This is a genomic window from Streptomyces sp. NPDC015171 (assembly GCF_043079545.1).
GTDB lineage: Bacteria > Actinomycetota > Actinomycetes > Streptomycetales > Streptomycetaceae > Streptomyces.
Genome location: NZ_JBIBUO010000001.1, coordinates 568,865 through 591,992, shown reverse-complemented (window position 1 = coordinate 591,992; position 23,128 = coordinate 568,865). Strand labels below are relative to the sequence as shown.

The 23,128-nt window shown below is 72.4% G+C and carries 26 protein-coding genes; 17 read left to right on the top strand and 9 right to left on the bottom strand.

Going from position 1 to position 23,128, the window contains the following annotated elements; genetic code table 11:
- Window positions 1-38: 38 nt before the first annotated feature.
- From ACF073_RS02755 to ACF073_RS02740, 4 genes are read left to right on the top strand one after another with little or no spacing between them, the layout of a single operon-like run.
- A complete protein-coding gene (locus ACF073_RS02755) occupies window positions 39-1,574 on the top strand; it encodes a GMC family oxidoreductase (protein ID WP_392066229.1) in 1,536 nt (511 codons plus the stop codon).
- Window positions 1,571-2,770, top strand: a complete 1,200-nt coding sequence (locus ACF073_RS02750) for a glycine betaine/L-proline ABC transporter ATP-binding protein (protein ID WP_392066228.1) — start codon at window positions 1,571-1,573, stop codon at window positions 2,768-2,770. The genes ACF073_RS02755 and ACF073_RS02750 overlap by 4 nt, the downstream gene beginning before the upstream one ends.
- Complete coding sequence (locus tag ACF073_RS02745) at window positions 2,770-4,704, top strand: ABC transporter permease (protein ID WP_392066226.1); 1,935 nt, start codon at window positions 2,770-2,772, stop codon at window positions 4,702-4,704. Before ACF073_RS02750 ends, ACF073_RS02745 begins: the two co-directional genes overlap by 1 nt.
- A gap of 1 nt (window position 4,705) precedes the next feature.
- On the top strand, window positions 4,706-5,665 hold the full coding sequence (locus ACF073_RS02740) for an ABC transporter substrate-binding protein (protein WP_392066224.1): 960 nt from the start codon (window positions 4,706-4,708) through the stop codon (window positions 5,663-5,665).
- Window positions 5,666-5,671: 6 nt separating this feature from the next.
- Here ACF073_RS02740 and ACF073_RS02735 read toward each other — a convergent pair whose 3' ends face one another.
- Both ACF073_RS02735 and ACF073_RS02730 read right to left on the bottom strand, forming a co-directional pair.
- Window positions 5,672-6,394, bottom strand: coding sequence for an isocitrate lyase/phosphoenolpyruvate mutase family protein (locus ACF073_RS02735; RefSeq protein ID WP_392066222.1), 723 nt, complete (start codon window positions 6,392-6,394; stop codon window positions 5,672-5,674).
- Window positions 6,391-6,903 (bottom strand): carboxymuconolactone decarboxylase family protein, encoded by a 513-nt coding sequence (locus ACF073_RS02730; protein WP_392066220.1) that lies wholly within the window; start codon window positions 6,901-6,903, stop codon window positions 6,391-6,393. Before ACF073_RS02730 ends, ACF073_RS02735 begins: the two co-directional genes overlap by 4 nt.
- Window positions 6,904-6,950: 47 nt before the next feature.
- Between ACF073_RS02730 and ACF073_RS02725 the strand changes: the two genes are divergently transcribed.
- Window positions 6,951-8,339 carry a PLP-dependent aminotransferase family protein gene (locus ACF073_RS02725; RefSeq protein ID WP_392066218.1) on the top strand — a complete coding sequence of 463 codons (1,389 nt, stop codon included), beginning with the start codon at window positions 6,951-6,953 and terminating at the stop codon, window positions 8,337-8,339.
- A gap of 7 nt (window positions 8,340-8,346) precedes the next feature.
- On the opposite strand, the gene ACF073_RS02720 is transcribed toward ACF073_RS02725, so the two are convergent.
- Complete coding sequence (locus tag ACF073_RS02720) at window positions 8,347-8,604, bottom strand: GntR family transcriptional regulator (RefSeq protein ID WP_392066216.1); 258 nt, start codon at window positions 8,602-8,604, stop codon at window positions 8,347-8,349.
- A gap of 165 nt (window positions 8,605-8,769) precedes the next feature.
- Here ACF073_RS02720 and ACF073_RS02715 point away from each other — a divergent pair, with 165 nt between their 5' ends.
- The 4 genes from ACF073_RS02715 to ACF073_RS02700 all read left to right on the top strand — a co-directional run bounded on the left by ACF073_RS02715 (window position 8,770) and on the right by ACF073_RS02700 (window position 11,068).
- Window positions 8,770-9,027: a hypothetical protein gene (locus tag ACF073_RS02715; protein ID WP_392066214.1), complete on the top strand. Its 258-nt coding sequence runs from the start codon at window positions 8,770-8,772 to the stop codon at window positions 9,025-9,027.
- Window positions 9,024-9,293, top strand: coding sequence for a hypothetical protein (locus tag ACF073_RS02710; RefSeq protein WP_392066213.1), 270 nt, complete (start codon window positions 9,024-9,026; stop codon window positions 9,291-9,293). Before ACF073_RS02715 ends, ACF073_RS02710 begins: the two co-directional genes overlap by 4 nt.
- 101 nt (window positions 9,294-9,394) lie before the next feature.
- Window positions 9,395-10,279 (top strand): DNA-processing protein DprA, encoded by an 885-nt coding sequence (locus ACF073_RS02705; protein WP_392066212.1) that lies wholly within the window; start codon window positions 9,395-9,397, stop codon window positions 10,277-10,279.
- A gap of 15 nt (window positions 10,280-10,294) precedes the next feature.
- On the top strand, window positions 10,295-11,068 hold the full coding sequence (locus tag ACF073_RS02700) for a hypothetical protein (RefSeq protein WP_392066210.1): 774 nt from the start codon (window positions 10,295-10,297) through the stop codon (window positions 11,066-11,068).
- A gap of 15 nt (window positions 11,069-11,083) precedes the next feature.
- On the opposite strand, the gene ACF073_RS02695 is transcribed toward ACF073_RS02700, so the two are convergent.
- Window positions 11,084-11,914, bottom strand: coding sequence for a hypothetical protein (locus ACF073_RS02695; protein ID WP_392066866.1), 831 nt, complete (start codon window positions 11,912-11,914; stop codon window positions 11,084-11,086).
- Window positions 11,915-12,030: 116 nt separating this feature from the next.
- On the opposite strand from ACF073_RS02695, the gene ACF073_RS02690 reads away from it, so the two are divergent.
- The gene (locus ACF073_RS02690) at window positions 12,031-12,453 is read left to right on the top strand and encodes a hypothetical protein (protein ID WP_392066209.1); all 423 of its coding nucleotides are present in this window, start codon (window positions 12,031-12,033) and stop codon (window positions 12,451-12,453) included.
- Between the two features lie 12 nt (window positions 12,454-12,465).
- Complete coding sequence (locus ACF073_RS02685) at window positions 12,466-13,650, top strand: glutathionylspermidine synthase family protein (protein WP_392066207.1); 1,185 nt, start codon at window positions 12,466-12,468, stop codon at window positions 13,648-13,650.
- On the opposite strand, the gene ACF073_RS02680 is transcribed toward ACF073_RS02685, so the two are convergent.
- Complete coding sequence (locus tag ACF073_RS02680) at window positions 13,647-14,243, bottom strand: TetR/AcrR family transcriptional regulator (protein ID WP_392066206.1); 597 nt, start codon at window positions 14,241-14,243, stop codon at window positions 13,647-13,649. The two genes, ACF073_RS02685 and ACF073_RS02680, sit on opposite strands and share 4 nt — an antisense overlap.
- An 84-nt stretch (window positions 14,244-14,327) precedes the next feature.
- Between ACF073_RS02680 and ACF073_RS02675 the strand changes: the two genes are divergently transcribed.
- Window positions 14,328-14,789 (top strand): nuclear transport factor 2 family protein, encoded by a 462-nt coding sequence (locus ACF073_RS02675; protein ID WP_392066204.1) that lies wholly within the window; start codon window positions 14,328-14,330, stop codon window positions 14,787-14,789.
- Between the two features lie 3 nt (window positions 14,790-14,792).
- On the opposite strand, the gene ACF073_RS02670 is transcribed toward ACF073_RS02675, so the two are convergent.
- Window positions 14,793-15,341, bottom strand: a complete 549-nt coding sequence (locus tag ACF073_RS02670) for a pyridoxamine 5'-phosphate oxidase family protein (RefSeq protein ID WP_392066202.1) — start codon at window positions 15,339-15,341, stop codon at window positions 14,793-14,795.
- A gap of 365 nt (window positions 15,342-15,706) precedes the next feature.
- On the opposite strand from ACF073_RS02670, the gene ACF073_RS02665 reads away from it, so the two are divergent.
- The 3 genes from ACF073_RS02665 to ACF073_RS02655 all read left to right on the top strand — a co-directional run bounded on the left by ACF073_RS02665 (window position 15,707) and on the right by ACF073_RS02655 (window position 19,017).
- Window positions 15,707-17,161 carry a glycine hydroxymethyltransferase gene (locus ACF073_RS02665; RefSeq protein WP_392066200.1) on the top strand — a complete coding sequence of 485 codons (1,455 nt, stop codon included), beginning with the start codon at window positions 15,707-15,709 and terminating at the stop codon, window positions 17,159-17,161.
- A gap of 114 nt (window positions 17,162-17,275) precedes the next feature.
- A complete protein-coding gene (trpS, locus tag ACF073_RS02660; RefSeq protein ID WP_392066198.1) occupies window positions 17,276-18,301 on the top strand; it encodes a tryptophan--tRNA ligase in 1,026 nt (341 codons plus the stop codon).
- 134 nt (window positions 18,302-18,435) lie between these two features.
- A complete protein-coding gene (locus ACF073_RS02655) occupies window positions 18,436-19,017 on the top strand; it encodes a 2'-5' RNA ligase family protein (RefSeq protein ID WP_392066196.1) in 582 nt (193 codons plus the stop codon).
- Here ACF073_RS02655 and ACF073_RS02650 read toward each other — a convergent pair.
- Window positions 19,014-19,769 carry a decaprenylphospho-beta-D-erythro-pentofuranosid-2-ulose 2-reductase gene (locus ACF073_RS02650; RefSeq protein WP_392066194.1) on the bottom strand — a complete coding sequence of 252 codons (756 nt, stop codon included), beginning with the start codon at window positions 19,767-19,769 and terminating at the stop codon, window positions 19,014-19,016. The genes ACF073_RS02655 and ACF073_RS02650 overlap by 4 nt on opposite strands.
- Before the next feature lie 85 nt (window positions 19,770-19,854).
- On the opposite strand from ACF073_RS02650, the gene ACF073_RS02645 reads away from it, so the two are divergent.
- The gene (locus tag ACF073_RS02645) at window positions 19,855-20,781 is read left to right on the top strand and encodes a YihY/virulence factor BrkB family protein (RefSeq protein ID WP_392066192.1); all 927 of its coding nucleotides are present in this window, start codon (window positions 19,855-19,857) and stop codon (window positions 20,779-20,781) included.
- Here ACF073_RS02645 and ACF073_RS02640 read toward each other — a convergent pair.
- A complete protein-coding gene (locus tag ACF073_RS02640; RefSeq protein ID WP_392066190.1) occupies window positions 20,729-22,015 on the bottom strand; it encodes a D-alanyl-D-alanine carboxypeptidase family protein in 1,287 nt (428 codons plus the stop codon). The two genes, ACF073_RS02645 and ACF073_RS02640, sit on opposite strands and share 53 nt — an antisense overlap.
- 91 nt (window positions 22,016-22,106) lie before the next feature.
- On the opposite strand from ACF073_RS02640, the gene ACF073_RS02635 reads away from it, so the two are divergent.
- The gene (locus tag ACF073_RS02635; protein ID WP_121791057.1) at window positions 22,107-22,346 is read left to right on the top strand and encodes an SCO4848 family membrane protein; all 240 of its coding nucleotides are present in this window, start codon (window positions 22,107-22,109) and stop codon (window positions 22,344-22,346) included.
- Window positions 22,347-22,461: 115 nt separating this feature from the next.
- On the opposite strand, the gene ACF073_RS02630 is transcribed toward ACF073_RS02635, so the two are convergent.
- Window positions 22,462-22,764 carry a hypothetical protein gene (locus tag ACF073_RS02630; RefSeq protein WP_392066188.1) on the bottom strand — a complete coding sequence of 101 codons (303 nt, stop codon included), beginning with the start codon at window positions 22,762-22,764 and terminating at the stop codon, window positions 22,462-22,464.
- Window positions 22,765-23,128: the final 364 nt, after the last annotated feature.

The following is a 23,128-nucleotide window of genomic DNA, read 5'->3' as shown; positions in this document are numbered from 1 at the left end:
GCCCCGCCCCTCTTCCCCACCCCTGGAGTAGTACCCCCATGTCCGAGACCACCCCTCACCTCTACGACTACGTCGTGATCGGCGGCGGCACCGCAGGCTCCGTCATCGCCTCCCGCCTCACCGAGAACCCCGACGTCACCGTGGCCGTCATCGAGGGCGGCCCGAGCGACGTCGGCCGCGACGACGTCCTCACCCTGCGCCGCTGGATGGGCCTGCTCGGCGGCGAGCTGGACTACGACTACCCGACGGTGGAACAGCCCCGCGGCAACTCCCACATCCGGCACAGCCGCGCCCGCGTCCTCGGCGGCTGCTCCTCGCACAACACCCTGATCTCCTTCAAGCCGCTGCCGTCCGACTGGGACGAGTGGGAGGAGGCCGGCGCCGAGGGCTGGGGCGCCGTCCCCATGGAGGCGTACTTCGCCCGGCTGAAGAACAACATCGTCTCCGTCGACGAGAAGGACCGCAACGCCATCGCCCGCGACTTCGTCGACGCCGCCCGCTCGGCGCTCGGGGTCCCCCGGGTGGAGGGCTTCAACAAGAAGCCGTTCACCGAGGGCGTCGGCTTCTTCGACCTGGCCTACCACCCCGAGAACAACAAGCGCTCCTCCGCCTCCGTGGCCTATCTGCACCCGGTGATGGACGAGCGCCCCAACCTCACGATCCTCCTGGAGACCTGGGCGTACCGCCTGGAGCTCGACGGCACCCGTGCCGAGGGCGTCCACGTGCGCACCAAGGACGGCGAGGAACTCCTCATACGGGCCCGCAACGAGGTCGTGCTGTGCGCCGGCGCCGTCGACTCGCCGCGGCTGCTGATGCACTCGGGCATCGGCTCCCGCAAGGACCTGGAGGCGCTCGGCATCCCCGTCGTGCACGACCTGCCCGGCGTCGGCGAGAACCTCCTCGACCACCCCGAGTCGGTGATCGTCTGGGAGACCCACGGCCCGATCCCGGAGAACTCCGCGATGGACTCCGACGCCGGCCTGTTCGTGCGCCGCGACCCCGAGCACGCGGGCCCGGACCTGATGTTCCACTTCTACCAGATCCCGTTCACGGACAACCCGGAGCGACTGGGCTACGAGCGGCCGGAGTTCGGCGTCTCCATGACCCCGAACATCCCCAAGCCGAAGAGCCGCGGCCGGCTCTACCTGACCAGCGCCGACCCGTCGGTGAAGCCCGCCCTCGACTTCCGGTACTTCACCGACGAGGACGACTACGACGCGCGGACCCTGGTCGACGGCATCCGCATCGCCCGCGAGATCGCCAAGTCCGAACCGCTGGCCGGCTGGCTCAAGCGCGAGGTCAGCCCGGGACCGGAGATCCTCGGCGACGCCGAGCTGAGCGAGTACGCCCGCAAGGTCGCGCACACCGTCTACCACCCGGCCGGCACCTGCAAGATGGGCGCCGCCGACGACGCGCTCGCCGTGGTCGACCCGGAGCTGCGCGTCCGCGGCATCGACGGCATCCGTGTCGCCGATGCCTCCGTCTTCCCGACCATGCCCGCCGTGAACCCGATGATCGGGGTGCTCATGGTCGGGGAAAAGGCCGTCGATCTGATCGGAGGTGAGGGCCGATGACTCTCACGGTCCCCACACGCAAGCCCCCCACCGACTCCCCCGTCTTCTCCGTCGACGGCCTGTGGAAGGTCTTCGGCCCGAAGCCGGAGCGGATCCCCGGCGACCCGGAACTCAGCACGCTGGACCCCGCCGGCCTGCGCGCCCGCACCGGCTGCACCGCCGCCGTCCGGGACGTCTCCTTCGACGTGCGCAAGGGCGAGGTCTTCGTCGTCATGGGCCTGTCCGGCTCCGGCAAGTCCACCCTGGTCCGCTGTCTGACCCGGCTGATCGAGCCGACGGCCGGCACGATCTCCATCGACGGCGAGGACGTCCGCGCCATGGACAAGGCCCGGCTGCGCGAACTGCGCCGGCACCGGGCCGCGATGGTCTTCCAGCACTTCGGCCTGCTCCCGCACCGCACGGTCCTGGACAACGTCGCCTACGGCCTGGAGATCCAGGGCGTCGGCAAGGCCGAACGCCGTGAGCGGGCCGCCGAGTTCGTCACCAAGGTCGGCCTCGAAGGCATGGAGAAGCGCCGCCCCGGCCAGCTCTCCGGCGGACAGCGCCAGCGGGTGGGCCTGGCCCGCGCCCTGGCCGTGGACCCCGAGGTCCTCCTCTTCGACGAGCCGTTCAGCGCCCTCGACCCGCTCATCCGCCGCGACATGCAGGACGAGGTGACCCGGCTGCACGAGGAAGAGGGCCGCACGATGGTCTTCATCACCCACGACCTGAGCGAGGCCCTGAAGCTCGGCGACCGCATCGCGCTGATGCGCGACGGCCGGGTCGTCCAGCTGGGCACCCCGGAGGAGATCGTCGGTTCCCCGGCCGACGACTACGTCCGCGAGTTCGTCCGCGACGTCCCGCGCGAACAGGTGATGACGGTCCGTACGGCGATGCGCCCCGCGTCCGCCGAGGAGACGGCCGCCGGCCCCGCCGTCCGCCCGCAGGCCACCGTCGCCGAGGCCATCGAGGCGGTGGCCCGCGCGGGCGCCCCGGCCCGGGTCATGGACGAGGGCCGCTGCCTCGGTGTGGTCGGCCACGAGCAGCTGCTCGACGTCGTCGCCGGCGTGAACGGCGCCGCCGCGCCGAACGCGGACGCCGTCCCGGCCCAGGCCGCCCGTACCGCGAAGGACGCGCCCGCCCCGAAGCCGGCGGCCCTCCGCAAGCGCGGGCAAGCCGTCCCGCCGGCCCCCCGCACCAGTCCGGAGGCCGTCTGATGGCAACGCTCACCGTCCCCACCTCCGGCACGGGCAAACCCGGCGTCCTCAGAAGCCGGGCGGCGGGCAAGCTCCTGCTGCTCGCCCTCCTCACGGCGGTCCTGCTGCCCCTGCTCACCCGCTGGGGCAACGGCGCCTGGCCGCACGAGCTGACGATCCAGCTCTCCAAGCCGCTGTCCTCCGCCAGTGACTGGGTCATCGACAACCGGGACAGCCACCCGCTGTTCCTCTACTTCTTCGGCTACATCAGCAACGCGGTCGTCCTCTCCGTACGCGGCGTCTACCTCACCCTGCTCGCCGCGGGCTGGACCGGCGTCACCGCGTTCGGCGCCCTCCTCGCCTGGCGCTTCGCCGGCCCCCGCCTCGCCGCGGGCACCGCGATCGCCCTGCTGGCCTGCGGCGCCCTCGGCATGTGGGTCCCGACGATGCAGACCCTCGCCCTGATGGTGGTCGCCGTGCTCGCCTCGGTGGCCGTCGGCGCGCTCCTCGGGCTCGGCGCCGGCCTCTCCGACCGGCTGAACCGCGCCCTGCGACCGGTCCTGGACACCATGCAGGTGCTCCCGGCCTTCGCCTACCTCCTCCCCGTCGTCCTGGTCTTCGGCATCGGCGTCCCAGCGGCCGTCCTCGCCACCGTCGTCTACGCCGCCCCGCCGATGGCCCGCCTCACCGCGCTCGGCCTCCGCGGCGCCGACCCCGAAGTCCTGGAGGCCGTGGAGTCACTCGGCGCCACGGGGCGCCAGCGGCTGCTGACCGCCCGGCTTCCGCTGGCCCGCAAGGAACTCCTGCTCGGCCTCAACCAGACGATCATGATGGCGCTGTCCATGGCCGTCATCGCCGCGGTCATCGGCGCCGGCGGCCTCGGCGACCGCGTCTACCAGGCCCTCGCCTCGGTCGACGTCGGCGCGGCCCTCTCGGCCGGCATCCCGCTGGTGCTGCTCGCGGTCGTCCTCGACCGGGTGACCGCCGCGGCCGGCGCCGGAACCGCGCCCGCCAGGACCATCGGCTGGCCCTACGCCCTGGCCGTCACCGCGGCCGTCGCCCTCGCCACCCGGCTGCTCGGCGCGCTCGACTGGCCCGACGGCTGGACGCTGCCCATCGCCGAACCGGTCAACCGCGCCGTCGACTGGATGGTCAACCACCTCTACTCCGGCGTCCCGGTCGTCGGCGGCACCGCCGACTGGGCGGGCCACTTCACCACCTGGGTCCTCGACCCCGTCCGGGACGGCCTGCAGTGGCTGCCCTGGTGGTCGGTCCTGCTGATCGTCGCCGCCCTCGCCTGGCTGATCGGCACCTGGCGCACCGCGCTGACCGCCGTCCTCGCCATGGCCGCGATCGGCGTGCTCGGCGTGTGGGAGCCGTCGCTCGACACCCTCTCCCAGGTGCTGGCCGCCGTCGCCGTCACCCTCGTGCTGGGCTTCGCGACCGGTATCGCGGCGGCCCGCAGCGACCGTGTCGAACGCGCCCTGCGCCCGGTCCTGGACGTGTTCCAGACCATGCCGCAGTTCGTGTACCTGATCCCGGTCGTCGCCCTGTTCGGCGTCGGCCGCGCGCCCGCCGTCGCGGCGGCCGTCGTCTACGCCCTCCCGGCGGTCGTCCGGATCACCGCGCAGGGCCTGCGCCAGGTCGACCAGGCCGCGCTGGAGTCCGCGCGCTCGCTCGGCGCGACCGGACGGCAGCAGCTGTGGCAGGTCCAGCTCCCGCTGGCCCGGCGCGCGCTGCTGCTCGCCGTCAACCAGGGCGTCGTCCTGGTCCTCGCGGTCGTCATCATCGGCGGCCTGGTCGGCGGCGGCGCCCTCGGCTACGACGTCGCCTTCGGCCTCGCCCAGGGCGACCTGGCGACCGGCCTGGTCGCCGGTGCCGCCATCGTCTGCCTCGGCCTGATGCTCGACCGGGTGACCCAGCCGACCGGACGGCGCCCGAAGAAGGGAGCGTGACATGCGATTCCGTACGACTGTGACGATGGCCGCCGGCGTGTCCGCGCTCGCGCTGCTGACCGGCTGCGGCGCCGCCGACATGACCAAGCAGGCCAGCCCGTTCGCGAACGCCCGCGGCGCGAAGACGGTCACCCTGTCCGTGCAGTCCTGGGTGGGCGCGCAGTCCAACGTGGCCGTCGCCCAGTACCTCCTGGAGCACAAGCTCGGCTACCGCGTCGACACCGTCCAGGTCGACGAGGTGCCCGCCTGGGACGCGCTCAGCCAGGGCCGGGTCGACGCCCTCCTGGAGGACTGGGGCCACCCCGACCAGGAGAAGCGGTACGTCGAGGACAAGAAGACCATCGCGCCCGGCGGCGACCTCGGGGTGACCGGGCACATCGGCTGGTTCGTGCCGACGTACCTGGCGAAGCAGCACCCGGACATCACCGACTGGAAGAACCTGAACAAGTACGCCTCGCTCTTCCGCACCGCGGAGAGCGGCGGCAAGGGCCAGCTGATGGACGGCTCCCCGTCCTACGTCACCAACGACAAGGCCCTGGTGAAGAACCTGAAGCTGGACTACCAGGTCGTCTTCGCCGGCTCCGAGGCGGCCCAGATCACCCAGATGAAGCAGTTCGCCAAGGAGAAGAAGCCCTTCCTGACGTACTGGTACGCGCCGCAGTGGCTGTTCAAGAAGGTCCCCATGACGGAGGTGAAGCTGCCGGCGTACAAGGACGGCTGCGACGCGGACCCGGCCGCGATCACCTGCGCCTACCCGCGCACCCCGCTGCAGAAGTACCTCAACGCCGGCTTCGCGAAGTCCGGCGGGAAGGCGGCGGCCTTCCTGAAGAAGTTCAAGTGGACGACGGAGGACCAGAACGAGGTCTCGCTGATGATCGCCGAACAGAAGCTGAGCCCGCAGGAGGCGGCGGAGAAGTGGGTGGACAGCCACCCCTCCGTGTGGAAGAAGTGGCTGTCCTGACCGGCCCTACGGCCGCAGGCCGTCGGCGATCTCCCGCAGCGCGGCCGTCGCGCGCAGCTGGAGTCCCGGCCCGAACGTGACCCGGGTGGCCCCGAGTCCGCCGAGCGCGGCGGGCGAGGGGCCGTCCCCGTCGAGGCGGGCCAGGGCGTTCAGCGGACCCTCCATGCCGGACCGCAGCAGGGGCAGTACGGCGGCGGGGGCGAGTATCGGGTACACGCAGTCGGCACCGGCCGCGTGGTAGAGCGCGGCCCGCTCGATGGCCCGTTCCGGATCGCCGTCGCCGTGGACGAAGACGTCGACACGGGCGTTGAGGAACAGCCGGTCCCCGGCGGCGGCCCGTACCCCGGCGAGGAACTCGGCGTGCGCGTGCGGGTCCTTGAGGACACCCCCCGCGGAGTCCTCCAGGTTGCAGCCGACGGCGCCCGCCGCCAGCAGCCGCTCCACCAGCTCCGCCGGCGCGAGCCCGTACCCGTCCTCGACGTCCGCCGAGACCGGCACGTTAACCGCCCGGGTGATCCGCGTGACCGCGGCGAACATCTCGTCCGCCGGGGTCTGCCCGTCCGCGTACCCGAGCGAGGCGGCGATGCCGGCGCTGGGCGTGGCCAGCGCCGGGAACCCGGCCGCCGCGAACGCCCGCGCGCTGGCCGCGTCCCAGGGGCCGGGCAGGACGAGCGGATCGCCCGCGACGCGGTGCAGATGCAGCGCGCGGAACGCCTCCGCCCTGCTCACTTGTACTGGCCCGGCTGGTAGTGGCCCGGGACCATGCGGGTGCTCACGCCGAACCGGTTCCAGGCGTTGATCACGGTGATCGCGGCGATCAGCTGGGCCAGCTCGGCCTCCTCGAACCGCTCGGCGGCCTTCGCGTACACCTCGTCGGGCACGAAGCCGTCGGTCAGGACGGTGATCGCCTCGGTCAGCTCGATCGCCGCGAGCTCCTTCCCGGTGTAGAAGTGCCGCGACTCCTCCCAGGCGGCGAGCTGCACGATCCGCTCCACGCTCTCGCCCGCCGCGAGGGCGTCCTTGGTGTGCATGTCGAGGCAGAAGGCGCAGTGGTTGAGCTGCGAGGCCCGGATCTTCACCAGCTCGTACAGCTTGGGGTCCAGGCCCTTCCTGGCGGCCGTCTCCAGCCGGATCATGGCCTTGTAGACCTCGGGCGCGTGCTCGGCCCAGTTCAGCCTCGGGGAGTGCTCGGGGGCGTACTCGGCGGTGTCCTGTGCGGTGTCCTGTGCAGTACTCATGCGGTCGAGCCTAGGAGCGGGGCAGCCCAGGAGTATGGTCCATTTCCATGGCGGAATCCTGGGCCACTCTGGGTGTCGACCTGCACCTCGAACCGGTCGGCGCGGGCGGGCTGCGCCGGGGCCTGACCGACGCGCTGCGCGACGCGGTCCGCTCCGGCCGGCTCGCCCCCGGCACCCGGCTGCCCTCCTCCCGCTCCCTCGCCGGCGACCTCGGCATCGCCCGCAACACCGTCGCCGAGGCGTACGCCGACCTGGTCGCGGAGGGCTGGCTCACCGCCCGGCAGGGCTCGGGCACCCGGGTCGCGGACCGGGTGGTGGCCCCGCCCGCGGCCGTCGCGCCCAGTCGCCGCCGGCCGGGCGAGCCCGTCCACAGCCTCGTCCCCGGCACCCCCGACCTCGCCTCCTTCCCGCGCGCCGAGTGGCTCAGGGCCGCCCGCCGCGCGCTGGCCGCGGCCCCCTTCGACGCCCTCGGCTACGGCGACCCGCGGGGCCGCCCCGAGCTGCGCGCCGCCCTCGCCGGCTATCTCGCCCGCGCCCGGGGCGTACGCACCCGTCCCGACTCGATCGTGATCACCGCGGGCTTCTCGCACGCGCTGCGCATCCTCGGCGCGCTGCTGCGGGCGCGCGGGGCTCGGTCGGTCGCGGTGGAGTCGTACGGCCTCGACGTCCACTGGGAGCTGCTGCGCGGCGCGGGCCTCGCCACCCCCGCCCTGCCCTACGACGGCCTCGGCACGGACCCGGGGCCCCTGGACGCGGAAGGGGCGGTGCTCCTCACCCCCGCCCACCAGTTCCCGATGGGCACGCCGCTGCACCCCGACCGGCGGGCCGCCGTAGTGGACTGGGCGCGGCGCACCGGCGGCCTCGTCCTGGAGGACGACTACGACGGCGAGTTCCGCTACGACCGACAGCCCGTCGGCGCCCTCCAGGGCCTCGATCCCGACCGGGTCGTCTACCTCGGCACCGCCAGCAAGTCCCTCGCCCCCGGCCTGCGGCTGGGCTGGATGGCGCTGCCCCCGTCCCTGCTGGAGGAGGCGGTCGCCGCCAAGGGCCACATCGACACCTGCGGTGTCCTGGACCAACTGACGCTGGCCGAGTTCCTGACGTCGGGCGCCTACGACCGCCACGTCCGCTCGGCCCGCCTGCGCTACCGGCGCCGCCGGGACGCCCTCGCCGCCGCGGTGGCCGAACGCTCGCCGGAGGTCCGGGTCACCGGGATCGCCGCCGGACTGCACGCGCTGCTGCGGCTGCCGCCCGGCACGGAGCAGTCGGTGGTCCAGGCGGCCACCTGGCAGGGCCTGGCCCTGCACGGCCTGACCTTCCTCCGCCACCCGCAGGCCACCACCGACCCGCTGGACGCGCTGGTGGTGGGCTATGGGACACCGTCGGACAGCGCGTGGGCGGGCGCGCTGGAAGCGCTGACCAGAGTGCTGCCGTGAGCCGACGTCAGCCGGCGGGGGAGGGCGGCAGGGTGTCGACGACGAACGAGCCTCGGGCGCGCACGGTCACTACGAGCCCCCTGTCCCGAAGGATGTCCAGAGCGCGGCGCACGGTACCCGGACCGACCTTGTATTCGTGTGTCATCGTCAGTTCGCCCGGCAGTCGGGTGCCCGGCGGGTACTCGCCGGAACGGATCTTCCGCTCGATGATCGCGGCCAGCTGTTCATAGACGTACTGCGGCGAGTCCGGGCTGATCTTGTCCACGTTTTGACCGTAGAACGCCACTTCCCACTACGCATTACCTACCACTACTACCAACCACTACCCACCACTACCGTTATCTGGGTAGAGTGCGGGAACGAAGACGCCCCGGCGGGAAGGGTGAGAGCTTCCGTGCCGGGGCTGAGCCGACTGAACAGGAGTCGACCTATGCGCAGCCTACTGGCCGCGATCCTGAGCCCTTTCCGGTCTTCCCGCGCGGAGCGCACGCCGCCGCCCCTCACCGCCTGCCCGTCAGCCTCCGCGCTCCGGCCCGCCCCCGCCCGCCGGACCCCGCCGCCGAACCCGCCGGACGACGTCATCACCGCCGACGGCATGCCGCTGGTCCGGCCCTACGTCGTCGTCTGGGAGCGCGAGCGGGACGAACGGGAGCGGCACTACTACGCCCCCTGGGAGGCCGCCGTATGAGCGGGCGCCCCCGCAGCCTCGGTGTCGACCCGGTCACCGGCAAGGAGGCGTTCGCGTTCGCACGCCCCGGCGGCCTCCTGGAGTCGCTGGCCGACGCGCGCGCCCTGGAGACCGCCGCCGTCCTGGTGGCGGTCATCGGGGCCGTGCTGGAGGCGGGCGAGGCCTCGGACATCGAACTCGCCGCCCTGGTACGCCCGTTGCACGCGGCGCTGGACGAGTGCCTCGGGATGCTGGCGGGGGGCTCGGGCGACCCTGCCGGGGACTGACGGCACGGAGACCGGAGGCCGAATGCACCGCGGTGACGCCCTTGATCGCGTATCCGAGCCGTTCGGCTGCCCGGCGCGGGCGGGCTTCCTATACTTTCGGCATGGACCAGGAACTGGAGCGAGCCGCGCTCGTCGCGCTGCTGCGGCGCGGGGATCGTTCCTGGCCCGATCTCACCGATCAGGTCGAGGCCGTGGGCAGTGCCCGTGACGTGCTGGAAGACGCGCTCGACATGTCGGGCCAGGCCGCCCTGTTCGACACCGGGCCCGCTGCGGACCTGGAGGCAGTCGCCGCCGAGATCGCCGCGTGGGAGCGGGAGGGCATGCGGCTGGTGACGATCCTGGACGAGGAGTACCCCCTCTACCTGCGGCTGGTCCACCAACGCCCGCCTTTCCTGTTCCTGCGCGGCGCACCCGCGGAGGACGATCTGCGGGTAGCCGTCGTCGGTACCCGCACTCCCACCCCGGAGGGCGTCGCTCACGCCCGGGCCGTCGCGGGCGGGCTGGCGGAGCGGGGTGTCACCGTGGTCTCCGGCCTGGCCGCCGGCATCGACACCGCCGCCCACAGCAGCGCGCTGGCCGTCGGCGGCCGTACCGTCGCCGTCATCGGCACCGGACTGCGCCGCACCTATCCGGCGCAGAACGCTCGGCTCCAGCAGCAGATCGCCGACCGAGGGCTGGTGATCTCCCAGTTCTGGCCGGACGCGGCGCCCACCAAGGCGTCCTTCCCTCTGCGCAACGCCGTGATGAGCGGCTACAGCCTGGCCACCGTCGTGATCGAGGCGGCCTACCGCAGCGGCGCCCGCATGCAGGCCCGGCTCGCTCTGGAGCACGGCCGCCGGGTCTTCCTCATGCGGTCCCTGATGACACACGAGTGGGCGCGGGAGTACGCGGCCAGGCCCAACACCACCGTCATCGACGGTCCCGAGGACGTCTTCCGGCACATCGACTCCCTCGTCCCGGTCACGGGCGAGCTGACCTGGGCATAGACGGGCGGATCCGGGGTGGCCACCGTTGTCGGGCTCTCCGCCCGCTACGCCAACTTCCTTGTCCACCCTCTGCTGCCCGGCCCGGGCGTGTGCCAGTTATGCCGAGGCCCGGCGAAGGCGGGCTATCCCACCTGCTGGCCCTGCCATGAGGCGGGCAAAGTCCTGGGCACGGGTGCTGCCGATGCCGTGGTCCCGGTGAGCCTGGCCCTCAAGGGCGAGCAGTACGCCAACGAGCTGTGGCGCTACAAGAACGCCGTCGGCCCGCAGCAGCAGTACTTCCGCACCGGGCTTGCCGCTGTGCTCTGGCGCTTCCTCGCCGTCCACGAGACCTGCGTCGCGGACCACTGCGCCGTCCCCGGCTTCGGCATCGTCACCACCGTGCCCAGCACCAGCGGCCGTGCGGACCATCCGCTGCGCACCATGGCCGCCGACATGGTCGGCGCCACGCGTGGCCGCTACCGCGATCTGCTCACGCCCACGCCGGACGCGGCCGGACTCGGTCGCACCGTGTCCGCCACGCGCTACGTCTCAGCAGCGCTCTGGGGCGAGAACGTACTGCTCATCGACGACACCTGGACCACCGGCAACCACGCCCAGTCCGCAGCCGCCGCACTGAAGTCCGCGGGCGCCGGCAGCGTGGCCGTCGTCGTCCTCGGACACCACCTCAACGGGGATTACGGCGACACCGCCCTGCACGTCGAGCAGGCGCGGTTACGCCGTTTCTCGTGGGGCATCTGTGCGCTCCGGAACTGGGAACATGCGCGAAGCGATCCCTGGCGCGACCACTGAGACAGGCGGCCGCCGTCAGCCCTCCTCCGCCGCCGGCGCCTCCCCGAACCGGGCCAGTGCCAGTGCTCCCGCCACCGCCACCGCGAAGCCGAGGGCGGCCAGCCAGCCCAGGCCCTCCCGGGTGCGGTCGCCGAGCCAGAACACGCCCACCGCCGCCGGGCCGATCGTCTCGCCGAGCACCAGGCCGGCCGTCGCCGTCGTCACCGAGCCCCGCTGGAGGGCCGAGGTGAGCAGCAGGAACGCGGCGCCGCCGCCGATCAGCAGGGCGTACGCCGCCGGGTCGGTCAGCAGCTCGGCCGGCCGCAGCGAGTCGATCAGCCGTACCGCCACCTCCACCACCCCGAACCCGAACCCGGCGCCGAGCCCCAGCAGCAGCGCCCGGCTCCGGCCGGACAGGCGCCCGCCGACCCCGCCGAGCAGCAGCACCCCCACCGCGGCGCCGAGCAGCGCGTACGGCAGCCAGTCCGGGCCGGCGCGCTCGCCCTCCGTGCCCGAGGCCAGCCCCAGCAGGGCGAGCCCGGCGCACACCACCGCCACGGCCGCCCACTCAAGGCCGCTCAGCCGGACCCGCAGCAGCCGCGCCGCCACCACCGCCGTCACCGCGAGGCTCGCCGCGAGGGCCGCGCCCACCGCGTAGATCGGCACCGACCGCAGGGCCGCGATCTGCAGCAGGAAGCCGACGCCGTCCAGGGCCAGACCGGCGAGGTAGCGCCACTGGCGCAGCGCCCGCAACAGCAGTGCCGCGTCCCCGCCGCGCCCCTCCTCCGCACCCGCGGCCCGCGCCGCCATCGCCTGCAACACCGTGGCCGTACCGAAGCAGACCGCCGCCCCCAGGGCGCACACCATTCCAAAAAGCACGAAGTGACTCTAGGCGAGCGGGAGATCGCGGGGGTACCTGTACGGCCGCCGACGGCGGTCTCTAGGCTGACCGCCGAACATCGCATCCGACGGGGGAGACCACCATGGCGCAGGCACGAAGGCAGCTCCGTTCCGGCACGGTCGTCCTGGGCGGCATGGGCCTGCTGGCCGCCGCGCTCACCGCCTGCTCGTCCGAGCCGGACAAGCGCTGCGTCGACCGCGACAGCTACAACCTCGCCAAGGGCTACAAGGTCGTCTCCGACAAGAGCTGCAAGACCGGCTCCGCCACGACCGTGAGGACGAGCGGCAAGTCCGGGACCGGCAAGAAGAAGACCGTCACCAAGAAGGCCGACGCCGCCTGGTACTACGACGGCGACGAGAAGAGCGGCTGGGTCGACGGCGGCTCCTTCACCAAGCCCGGTTCCGGCTCCGGGTCCGGCTCCGGCGGCGGGGGCTCGTACGACGACGATCACAGCGGGGTCCACCGCGGCGGCTTCGGCGGCGGCAAGGGCAGCTCCGGCGGCTGACCGGACGACACCATGGAACGCCGTACCCTCACCCCCCGCCCCGGCTGGCAGCGGACCGTCGAGGAGCAGGGGCTCGTCTACCCGCTCACCCGCCACCCCGACGGCTCCCTGCGCCCCTACTGGGACGAGAGCGCCTGCTACGTCTTCACCCTGGAGGAGGTGGAGGCGCTGGAGGAGACCGTCGAGGAACTGCACCGGATGTGCCTCGCCGCCGCCGGGCACATCGTGGCCGAGAACCGTCTCGCCGACCTCGGCATCACCGACCCGCGGGTGGCCGCAGCGGTCACCGACGCCTGGCACCGCCGCGCCGAACTCCCCTCCGTCTACGGTCGCTTCGACCTCCGCTACGACGGCACGGGACCGGCGAAGCTCCTGGAGTACAACGCCGACACGCCCACCTCGCTGGTGGAGGCCGCCTCCCCGCAGTGGTTCTGGATGGAGGACCGCTTCCCCGGCGCCGACCAGTGGAACTCCCTGCACGAACGGCTGGTCGACGTCTGGCGCGAGCAGGCCCGACTGCTCCCGCCGGGCAGCCCGCTGCACTTCGCGCACTCCTCGGCCGACGAACTCGGCGAGGACCTGATGACGGTCGCCTATCTGAAGGAGACCGCCGAACAGGCCGGCCTGGACACCGACTGGATCTCCATGGAGGAGATCGGCTGGGACAGCCTCTCCGGCCGCTTCGTCGACAACCGGCTCCGCTTCATCCGCAGCGTCTTCAAGCTCTACCCCTGGGAGTGGCTCACCACCGACGCCTTCGCCGGACACGTCCTGGACACCCTGGACAACGGCGGCGGCACCGGCACCACCCTGTGGATCGAACCCGCCTGGAAGATGCTCCTGAGCAACAAGGCCCTCCTGGCGGTCCTCTGGGAGCTGTACCCGGGCCACCCCAACCTCCTCCCCGCCTATCTGGACGGCCCCCGCGAGCTGGCCGGGTCGGGCGGTTACGTCGCCAAGCCCCTCCTCGGCCGCGAGGGCGAGGGCGTCACGGTGCACCCGGCGGGAACACCGGCCGCCCCGCGCGACGAGCCCTGCTGCTACCAGGCGCTCGCCCCGCTGCCCGCCTTCGACGGCAACCACGTCGTGCTCGGCGCCTGGGTCGTCCGGGACGAGCCGGCCGGACTCGGCCTGCGCGAGTCCACGGGCCTGATCACGGACGAGTACGCCCGCTTCCTGCCCCATGTGATCCTCTAGCCGCGCCGCGGGCCGCCGGCCGGCCCTGCCGCGCCGGCCAGAAGCCTCTCCACGGCCGCCCGCGCCTGCCCGGCGGCGGCCGGGTCGCCGGTGAGGCCGGCGGTGACCATGGCGCCCTCGGCGAGCAGGTACACCGCTTCGGCCACCGGCACGCCGGTGGCGCCCACCCAGGCCGCGAGCTGGTCGTGGAAGGCCCGCTTGTGCGCCCTGACCTCGGCCAGCACCGGCGCTGAGGACGAGCCGAGTTCGCCGTGGGCGTTGATCCAGGCGCAGCCGCGGAAGCCGGGCTCGGCGAACCAGTCCGCGAGCCAGTCGAAGACCGCGAGCACCCGCTGGCGCGGGTCCGCGACCTGCTCCACCCGGGCGGCCAGGCTCGCGCGCCAGTGCCGGTCGCGCCGCCGGAGCATCGCCACCACCAGTTCCTCCTTGGTGGCGAAGAGCCGGTAGATCCGCTTCAGGGGCAGCCCGGACGCCTCGCGGACCCGGTCCATCCCGACCGCCTGGATGCCGTGCGCGTAGAACAGCGTCTGTGCCGCGTCCAGGAGCGCCTCGCGGTCCAGGCGGTTCTGCTCTTCGGTGATCGGGGCGGGCATCGGGGCTCCTTGACGATGAGAACGGTCGTTCTCTACCTTAGACCCACGATGGAGAACGATCGTTCTCGACCTGAGGAGGCCGCCGTGCCGGAAGACCGCCCGCCGTACCCGCCGTTCACCCTGGAGACCGCCCGCCAGAAGGTGCAGGCGGCCGAGGACGCCTGGAACACCCGCGACCCCCACCGGGTCGCGCTGGCCTACACACCCGGCTCCGAGTGGCGCAACCGGGACCGGTTCGTCACCGGCCGCGAGGAGATCGTCGCCTTCCTGACCGAGAAGTGGGAGCGCGAACGCGACTACGCCCTGCGCAAGAGCCTCTGGAGCTTTCACGAGAACCGGATCGCCGTCCGCTTCCAGTACGAGTGCCGCGACGCCGCCGGCCAGTGGTGGCGCAGCTACGGCAACGAACTGTGGGAGTTCGACGAGCACGGCCTGATGCGCCGCCGCGAGGCCTGCATCAACGACCTGCCCATCCGCGAGGCCGACCGGCGCATCCTCGGACCCCGGCCCCTCGCCGAGCACGGGGCGGACATCCCGCTCAGGTGACCCCTAGGCGAAGGACCAGCGCGTGTGGCTGAACAGCCCCGCGTCCCTGCCGAAGCCGTACGCCGTCACCGGCGCCACCGCGAAGAGCAGCGCCTCGCCGGTGCGCAGGGCGTCCCCGAAGCCGAAGAAAGTGCCTTCGGGCGAGGTGATGTGCTCGCCGTACTGCGTCTCGTAGGCGGTGATGGCCGCCTCCCGCACCGCCGGGTCCGTCACCCGCTCCGCCCTGCCCTCGACCATGAGGTCGAGGCCCTCGGTGAGCGAGTTGCGCCCGGTGGTCAGCGTGCAGTGCGCGTTGTGCGCCAGGTTCCTCGCCTTCTGCTCCGCCGGTCCGGTCGCGAAGTACAGCACGCCGTCGTGCCAGGCGGCGATCACCGGTGTGATGTGCGGCCGGCCGTCGGTCCTGACCGTGGTCAGCCAGAAGATCTCGGCGCTCTCCAGCTGCCGCCGGGCCTGGGCCCACTCGGTGGCGGTGACGTCCTCGGCGCCGGGCAGCGGGTTGAGCGCCGAGCTGTACCGGGCGTCCAGCTCGGTCCTCGGCTCACGTGCGGGCATACGCCGTCACCTTCTCCCTCGTCGTCCCCTTCCCATTAGGGACCGGCGGACCGGAGCGGACTCATCGCCGCGTGCGCCGGGGGGCGGCTGTCACCCGGCCGGGTGACAGCCCGCCGGGCCCCCGCCGAAACGGCCTCCTCCGTCGCCCGGACCCGGCCCCGGTCCTCCTCGCGGACCCCCCGTTCGCCCCCGCTCGCATGATGGACTCGGGATCTGCCGCACCCGGCGTGCCCGGTAGGCTGGCCGGCGGGCCGTGACTGGCGCGCTGGGATGGGACGGACCATCAGGGAGCGGCCCGAGCGGGAAGAGTGCCGTGCGCCTGGGCCGAACGTGAATGCCGTACGCACACCGTCCGGAGGTCCCCGATGCCCGAGAACGCCGCCCCCCTCTCCACCGAGTCCACCGCCTTCCGCGCCGCGCTCGACGTGATCCGCGCCGTCGAGCCGCGCGTGGCCGACGCCATCGGCCAGGAGGTCCACGACCAGCGCGAGATGCTCAAGCTGATCGCCTCCGAGAACTACGCGTCCCCCGCCACCCTGCTGGCGATGGGCAACTGGTTCAGCGACAAGTACGCCGAGGGCACCGTCGGCCGCCGCTTCTACGCCGGCTGCCGCAACGTCGACACCGTCGAGGCCCTCGCCGCCGAGCACGCCCGCGAACTCTTCGGCGCCCGCCACGCCTACGTCCAGCCGCACTCCGGCATCGACGCCAACCTCGTCGCCTTCTGGGCCGTCCTCGCCGACCGCGTCGAGGCCCCCTTCCTGGAGAAGACCGGCGCCCGCCAGATCAACGACCTCTCCGAGGCCGACTGGGCCGAGCTGCGCCAGGCCTTCGGCAACCAGCGCATGCTCGGCATGTCCCTGGACGCGGGCGGCCACCTCACCCACGGCTTCCGCCCGAACATCTCGGGCAAGATGTTCGACCAGCGCTCCTACGGCACCGACCCGGCCACCGGCCTGATCGACTACGAGGCCCTGCGCGCCCAGGCCCGCGACTTCAAGCCGCTGATCCTGGTCGCCGGCTACTCCGCGTACCCCCGTCTGGTGAACTTCCGGATCATGCGCGAGATCGCCGACGAGGTCGGCGCGACCCTCATGGTCGACATGGCGCACTTCGCGGGCCTGGTCGCCGGCAAGGTCCTCACCGGCGACTTCGACCCGGTCCCGCACGCCCAGATCGTCACCACCACCACCCACAAGTCGCTGCGCGGCCCGCGCGGCGGCATGGTGCTGTGCGACGACTCCCTCAAGGACCAGGTCGACCGCGGCTGCCCGATGGTCCTCGGCGGCCCGCTCCCGCACGTCATGGGCGCCAAGGCGGTCGCCCTCGCCGAGGCCCGGCAGCCCGCCTTCCGGGACTACGCCCAGCGGATCGTGGACAACTCCCGCGCGCTGGCCGAGGGCCTGATGCGCCGGGGCGCCACCCTGGTCACGGGCGGCACGGACAACCACCTCAACCTGATCGACGTCGCCACCTCCTACGGCCTCACCGGCCGCCAGGCCGAGGCGGCCCTGCTCGACTCGGGCATCGTCACCAACCGCAACGCCATCCCGGCCGACCCGAACGGCGCCTGGTACACCTCCGGCATCCGCATCGGCACCCCCGCCCTCACCACCCGCGGCCTCGGCACGGCGGAGATGGACGAGGTGGCGGCCCTGATCGACCGCGTCCTGACCAGCACCGAGCAGGGCACCACCAAGTCGGGCGCCACCTCCAAGGCCGCCCACGTCCTGGACGAGAAGATCGCGGCGGAGATCGCCCAGCGGGCGACGGACCTGGTCGCGGGCTTCCCGCTGTACCCGGAGATCGACCTCGGCTGACGCGCCCGCAGGAGCGCGGGGAACCACGCGAACGGCCCCGCAGGACCGCCGTCCCCCGCGCTCCGCGGCCACCCCGCCCCGCACGGGCCGTCCCCGCCTCCGCCCTCTGCGAGAATGGTGGACATGGCCTCTGCTGACCGTCCCCGCGTGCTCTCCGGAATCCAGCCCACCGCCGGCTCGTTCCACCTCGGCAACTACCTCGGCGCCGTCCGCCAGTGGGTGGCCCTGCAGGAGTCCCACGACGCGTTCTACATGGTCGTCGACCTGCACGCGATCACGATCCCGCAGGACCCGAAGGAGCTGCGGGCCAACACCCGCCTCGCCGCCGCACAGCTGCTGGCCGCCGGCCTCGACCCGGACCGCTGCACGCTCTTCGTGCAGAGCCATGTCGCCGAGCACGCCCAGCTCGCCTGGGTCATGAACTGCCTCACCGGCTTCGGCGAGGCCAGCCGCATGACCCAGTTCAAGGACAAGTCCGCCAAGCAGGGCGCCGACCGGGCCTCCGTCGGCCTGTTCACCTACCCGGTCCTCCAGGTCGCGGACATCCTGCTCTACCAGGCCCACGAGGTGCCCGTCGGCGAGGACCAGCGCCAGCACATCGAGCTGACCCGCGACCTCGCCGACCGGTTCAACGGCCGGTTCGGCCCGACCTTCACCGTCCCGAAGCCGTACATCCTCAAGGAGACGGCGAAGATCTACGACCTCCAGGACCCGACGGTCAAGATGAGCAAGTCGGCGTCCACGCCGAAGGGCCTCATCAACCTGCTCGACGACCCCAAGGCCACGGCCAAGAAGGTCAAGAGCGCGGTCACCGACACGGACACGGTCATCCGCTTCGACACCGAGAACAAGCCGGGCGTCTCGAACCTCCTCACCATCTACTCCACGCTCACCGGCACCTCGATCGCCGAGCTGGAGCAGGAGTACGCGGGCAAGATGTACGGCGCGCTCAAGACGGATCTCGCCGAGGTCATGGTCGAGTTCGTCACCCCGTTCCGGGAGCGCACCCAGCAGTACCTGGACGACCCCGAGACGCTGGACTCGGTCCTCGCCAAGGGCGCGGAGAAGGCGCGTGCCGTCGCCGCCGAGACCCTCGCGCAGGCGTACGACCGCGTGGGTTTCCTCCCCGCCAAGCACTGAGGCGTACAACCGCACGGGTGTGCGCGGGCGGAGCGCTGCACATCACTTCCGCTGCGCCTGCCCACAGGACACCCGTGGCCGTACAGTCATAGCCGACGGCAGAGCAGAAAACAGACACGACGACAGGAGACGACGTGGGGACCGTAACGATCGGCGTGTCGATCGCGGTCCCGGAGCCTTACGGCAGCCGGCTTCAGGAGCTGCGCGCGGGCTTCGGCGACGCCGCGGCTCATGGCATCCCCACGCACGTCACCCTGCTGCCGCCCACCGAGGTGGACGAGAGCGGCCTGCCGGCGATCGAGGCGCACCTCACCGAGGTCGCCGCCACGGGCCGGCCGTTCCCGATGCGGCTGTCCGGCACCGGCACCTTCCGGCCCCTGTCACCGGTGGTGTACGTGCGTGTCGTCCAGGGCGCCGAGGACTGCGCCCGGCTCCAGCAGCGGATCCGGGACGCCTCCGGTCCGGTGGCGCGCGAACTGCAGTTCCCGTACCACCCGCATGTCACCGTGGCGCACGGCATCGACGAGGCGGCGATGGACCGCGCCTTCGAGGAACTGGCGGACTACGACGCCCAGTGGCCCTGCACCGGCTTCGCGCTGTACGAGCAGGGCGCCGACGGCGTGTGGCGCAAGCTGCGCGAACTCACCTTCGGCGGATCCGTCGTACCGGCCCAGCCCGGCCACGCCGGCATCGGGCGCGGGGCGCTGCGCGGCTAGAGCGGCAGCCGCCGGAACAGCGCCCGCGGCGCGTGCCGCAGCACGGCCATCACCAGGCGCAGCGTGCCGGGCACCCACACCGTCTCCGAGCGGCGGCGCAGGCCGAGTTCGACGGCCGTGGCGACCGCCTCGGGGGTGGTGGCGAACGGCGCCTGCGGCCGGCCCGCCGTCCCGCGCGTCCGGACGAACCCGGGGCGTACGACCATGACACGCACACCGGTGCCGTGCAGGGCGTCGCCGAGGCCCTGGGCGAACACATCGAGGCCGGCCTTGCTGGAGCCGTAGATGAAGTCGGCGCGGCGGGCCCGCTCGGCGGCGGCGGAGGACAGCACGACGAGCGAGCCGTGGCCCTGGGCCTGCAGTGCCCGGCCCGCCACCAGGCCCGCCGAGACGGCCCCGGTGTAGTTGGTCTGGGCGACCCGCACCGCGCGGACCGGGTCGCGTTCGTCGTGCGCCTGGTCGCCGAGGATGCCGAAGGCGAGCAGCACCAAGTCGATCGGGCCCTCGGCGAACACCTTGCCGAGGACCGTGTCGTGGGAGTCGGGGTCGAGCGCGTCGAAGACGACGGTGCGGGCGTCCGCGCCCAGCTCCCGCAGTTCCTCGGCGGCCTGTTCCAGGGCCGGGGAGGGGCGGCCGGCCAGCCACACCGTGCGGACGCGGCGGGCGATCAGCCGGCGCGCGGTGGCCAGCGCGATCTCGGACGTGCCGCCGAGGACGAGCAGGGACTGGGGCGGAGCGGTGGCGTCCTTCATGACAGCTGACCGTATCGCCCCTATATGCCGGTATCGCCGGAGAAACGCGGTGTTGACGACCACTCGGAGCGGGCACAGTCGGATCATGGACTGGCTGAAGAAGCTTCCCGGCATCGGACCGGTCGTGACCCGGTTGATGACCACGCACGCCTGGCGGTCGTACGAGCGTCTGGACCGGGTGAAGTGGACGCGGCTGGCCGCCGCGATGACCTTCATCAGCTTCGTCGCGCTGTTCCCGCTGCTGACGCTGGCCGCCGCGATCGCCGCCGCCACGCTCGACGACTCCGGGCAGAAGAAGCTCCAGAGCAAGCTCGCCGACCAGGTGCCCGGCCTCTCCGACCAGCTGGACATCAGCTCCCTGGTGCAGAACGCCGGCACGGTCGGCGTCATCGCGGGAGCCGTGCTCCTCTTCACCGGCATGGGCTGGGTCGAGCAGATGCGCTCCTGTCTGCGCGCGGTGTGGGAGCTGCCCGACAAGGAGGAGAACCTGTTCCTGGCCAAGGCCAAGGACGCGGGCATCCTGGTCGGCCTCGGCGGAGCCGTCATCGCCACGATCGCCATCTCCACCATCGCCTCGGCGCTGGTGGGCTGGATCACCGAGCAGCTCGGCCTCGACCGCGACGGCTGGGGCGGCATCCTGCTGCGCGTCCTGGCGTTCGCCGTCGCCGTGCTCGCCGACTTCCTCGTCCTGCTCTACGTCCTGACCCTGCTGCCCGGCGTCGAGCCGCCGCGCCGGCGCCTGCTGGTCGCCGCGCTGCTCGGCGCGATCGGCTTCGAACTGCTGAAGCTGCTGCTCAGCGGCTATATCCAGGGCGTCGCCGCGAAGAGCATGTACGGCGCGTTCGGGGTCCCCGTCGCCCTGCTGCTGTGGATCAACTTCACCTCGAAGATCGTGCTGTTCTGCGCCTCCTGGACGGCGACACCGAGCGAGCGGGCCGACGGGGACGACACGGCGGGGCTCAGGGACGGGTCCGACGGCGCATCAGGTCAGGCAGCGGCCAGCGGCGGTTGACCAGGAACGCGCCGCCCGCGAGCAGCACCAGCAGCCCGCCCGCGACGGCCAGGGCGATCCCGGCGCCGCCGGAACCGGACGCGCCGGTGGCGCTCGCCGCCGGCTTCGCGCCCGCCCCGCCGGTGCCGCCGGACGTCCGCTCCGCGCCCTGCCCGGCGGACGCGCCGGCGCTCGGCCGCGAGCCGGGGGACACGGCGCTCTTCGGCGGCACCAGCTCGCCCACCGGAGCGACCTTGCCGGCCGCCCCGAAGCCCCAGTCGAACAGCTTCGCGGTCTCCTTGTAGACCTCGTTGTGCTCGGCCTTCTCCGGGTTCATCACCGTGACCAGCAGCACCTTGCCGCCCCGCTCGGCGACCCCGGTGAAGGTGGCGCCCGCGTGGGTGGTGTTGCCGTTCTTCACGCCCGCGATGCCCTGGTAGACGGGGACGTCGCTGTCGCCGCTCAGCAGCCGGTTGGTGTTGCGGATCTCCTGGGAGCCGAACGTGGCGCTCACCGTCGAGCAGTAGTCGCGGAAGTCCTTCTTCTGCAGCCCGGAGCGGGCGAACAGGGTGAGGTCGTACGCCGACGACACCTGCTCCGGGGCGTCGTAGCCGTCGGGCGAGACGACGTGGGTGTCCAGCGCCTGCAGCTCCTCGGCGTGTTTCTGCATGTCCTCGACGGTCTGCCGGACGCCGCCGTTCATCGCGGACAGCACGTGCACGGCGTCGTTGCCCGAGCGCAGGAAGACCCCGAGCCACAGGTCCCGGACGGAGTAGGTGCCGCCCTCCTTTATCCCGACCACGCTGGAGCCGACGCCCACGCCCTTGAGGTCCGCCGCCGCCACCTTGTGCCGGTCGCCCTTGGGGAACCGGGGCAGCACGGTGTCCGCGAAGAGCATCTTCAGCGTGCTCGCCGGGGGCAGCCGCCAGTGCGCGTTGTGCGCGGCGAGCACCTCGCCCGACTCGGCGTCGGAGACGATCCAGGAGCGGGCGGTGAGGTCCTTGGGCAGCACCGGCACGCCGGGGGCGAGATTCACCTGGGTGCCGGGCTGCCCGAGCCGGGCCCCGCCGAGGGTCGACATCCCGGCCGGGGGCGTGGCCGTCGGCCTCGTCGAAGGACTCGTGGAGGGAGTCGTGGAAGGGCTCGTCGGCGGGGTCGGCGCGGCGAGCGCGGCGGGCGCGGTGACGGACAGGGACAGCAGCGTGGCGGAGGTGATCAGCAGGGATCGCCGGCCGGTCGTTTTCGGTGCGGGCACGGTCGAGAACGTACCGGCACCGGAGGACGGCGTCCCACCGCCGGCCCCACCCCCGACACGGAACCGGACGGGCGACGGCGATACTGGTGTCATGAAGCTCAGCCGCCCGGTCTCCTGGTTCCTGCTCGCCTTCGGAGTGTGGAGCTGGGTCATCTGGGTCACTTTCGTCAAGAATCTCGTCAAGGACAGCAGCGGGCTCGCCTTCGACGACGGCCACCCGACCGCATACTTCTGGGTGCACCTGCTGCTGGCGGTCGTTTCCTTCGTATTGGGGACGGTCGTCGGGGGCATCGGGTTGCGCGGACTGCGCGCACTGCGCCGGACGTCATAGCGGCGGACGCGCCGGATCCACGCCGCCCGTCCCGGGCGGCGTGGATCCGGCGCGTAGACTCGCGTGCGTCCGCCCCTGGCACGTCGATTGCCAGGGGCGGACGGCTGTCGGGGTGTCACACGGTGCTGGCGATCCAGCCCACCGTCTCCGCGGTGTGCGTCCCGTCCGCGGTGACCTTGCCGGCCGCGTGGATCTCGTTGATGCGGATCTTGAAGCCCACCGTGGTGACGTCGGCGATGCGCAGGCCCGGGGTGTCAGGGCCGTTGAACGTCTGCACGAAGGGGATCACGACCACCGAGGACCCGTCGGGGAACGCCGCCGGGAAGACGACCTGGGTGAAGGTCGAGGTGTCCCCGCCGGTGGTCGCGGTGGGATTGGATGAACTCAGCTGAAGCTTGCCGCTCTGGAACATGCTCATGAGCGTTCGCCTTTCGTCGGAGCAGCCGCCTCGTGTGAGGCGGGCAGAGGGGGAATCCCCCCAAAGGCAACCGTTTAATGAGCAAGGCACCTTTTTGTGTGTACATGAGGAAAGTGCTTCCGTCCGGCGGGCCGGGGATGCTAAAAGACACCCCGCGGAACCGCTCCCACGGCTGTGCGGAAGCTGTGAAGCCGCCGTCCACCACGCCTCGGTAAGTTCTTCCACAACTGGTCAGAAAGCCCTTCCCCACGGTGAAACCCGTGTGATTAGGTGAGCCGCGCCACTCAGGGGGAGTGGCCGATTCGTGCTGGGCCAGGGGTAGGGCCTCGACGGGCCCGGGGAGGGCACCACCGTGCGATCTGTT

Bases quoted from the DNA above. Each gene is read 5' to 3' on its own strand.
- ACF073_RS02710 (WP_392066213.1), top strand. From the start codon at position 9,024: ATGAGCGGGCGCCCCCGCAGCCTCGGTGTCGACCCGGTCACCGGCAAG.
- ACF073_RS02695 (WP_392066866.1), bottom strand. From the start codon at position 11,914: ATGGTGTGCGCCCTGGGGGCGGCGGTCTGCTTCGGTACGGCCACGGTG.
- ACF073_RS02745 (WP_392066226.1), top strand. From the start codon at position 2,770: ATGGCAACGCTCACCGTCCCCACCTCCGGCACGGGCAAACCCGGCGTC.
- ACF073_RS02750 (WP_392066228.1), top strand. From the start codon at position 1,571: ATGACTCTCACGGTCCCCACACGCAAGCCCCCCACCGACTCCCCCGTC.
- ACF073_RS02650 (WP_392066194.1), bottom strand. From the start codon at position 19,769: ATGAAGGACGCCACCGCTCCGCCCCAGTCCCTGCTCGTCCTCGGCGGC.
- ACF073_RS02630 (WP_392066188.1), bottom strand. From the start codon at position 22,764: ATGAGCATGTTCCAGAGCGGCAAGCTTCAGCTGAGTTCATCCAATCCC.
- ACF073_RS02755 (WP_392066229.1), top strand. From the start codon at position 39: ATGTCCGAGACCACCCCTCACCTCTACGACTACGTCGTGATCGGCGGC.
- ACF073_RS02665 (WP_392066200.1), top strand. From the start codon at position 15,707: ATGCCCGAGAACGCCGCCCCCCTCTCCACCGAGTCCACCGCCTTCCGC.
- ACF073_RS02635 (WP_121791057.1), top strand. From the start codon at position 22,107: ATGAAGCTCAGCCGCCCGGTCTCCTGGTTCCTGCTCGCCTTCGGAGTG.
- ACF073_RS02670 (WP_392066202.1), bottom strand. From the start codon at position 15,341: ATGCCCGCACGTGAGCCGAGGACCGAGCTGGACGCCCGGTACAGCTCG.
- ACF073_RS02705 (WP_392066212.1), top strand. From the start codon at position 9,395: ATGGACCAGGAACTGGAGCGAGCCGCGCTCGTCGCGCTGCTGCGGCGC.
- ACF073_RS02730 (WP_392066220.1), bottom strand. From the start codon at position 6,903: ATGAGTACTGCACAGGACACCGCACAGGACACCGCCGAGTACGCCCCC.
- ACF073_RS02740 (WP_392066224.1), top strand. From the start codon at position 4,706: ATGCGATTCCGTACGACTGTGACGATGGCCGCCGGCGTGTCCGCGCTC.
- ACF073_RS02680 (WP_392066206.1), bottom strand. From the start codon at position 14,243: ATGCCCGCCCCGATCACCGAAGAGCAGAACCGCCTGGACCGCGAGGCG.
- trpS (WP_392066198.1), top strand. From the start codon at position 17,276: ATGGTGGACATGGCCTCTGCTGACCGTCCCCGCGTGCTCTCCGGAATC.
- ACF073_RS02725 (WP_392066218.1), top strand. From the start codon at position 6,951: ATGGCGGAATCCTGGGCCACTCTGGGTGTCGACCTGCACCTCGAACCG.
- ACF073_RS02715 (WP_392066214.1), top strand. From the start codon at position 8,770: ATGCGCAGCCTACTGGCCGCGATCCTGAGCCCTTTCCGGTCTTCCCGC.
- ACF073_RS02685 (WP_392066207.1), top strand. From the start codon at position 12,466: ATGGAACGCCGTACCCTCACCCCCCGCCCCGGCTGGCAGCGGACCGTC.
- ACF073_RS02690 (WP_392066209.1), top strand. From the start codon at position 12,031: ATGGCGCAGGCACGAAGGCAGCTCCGTTCCGGCACGGTCGTCCTGGGC.
- ACF073_RS02645 (WP_392066192.1), top strand. From the start codon at position 19,855: ATGGACTGGCTGAAGAAGCTTCCCGGCATCGGACCGGTCGTGACCCGG.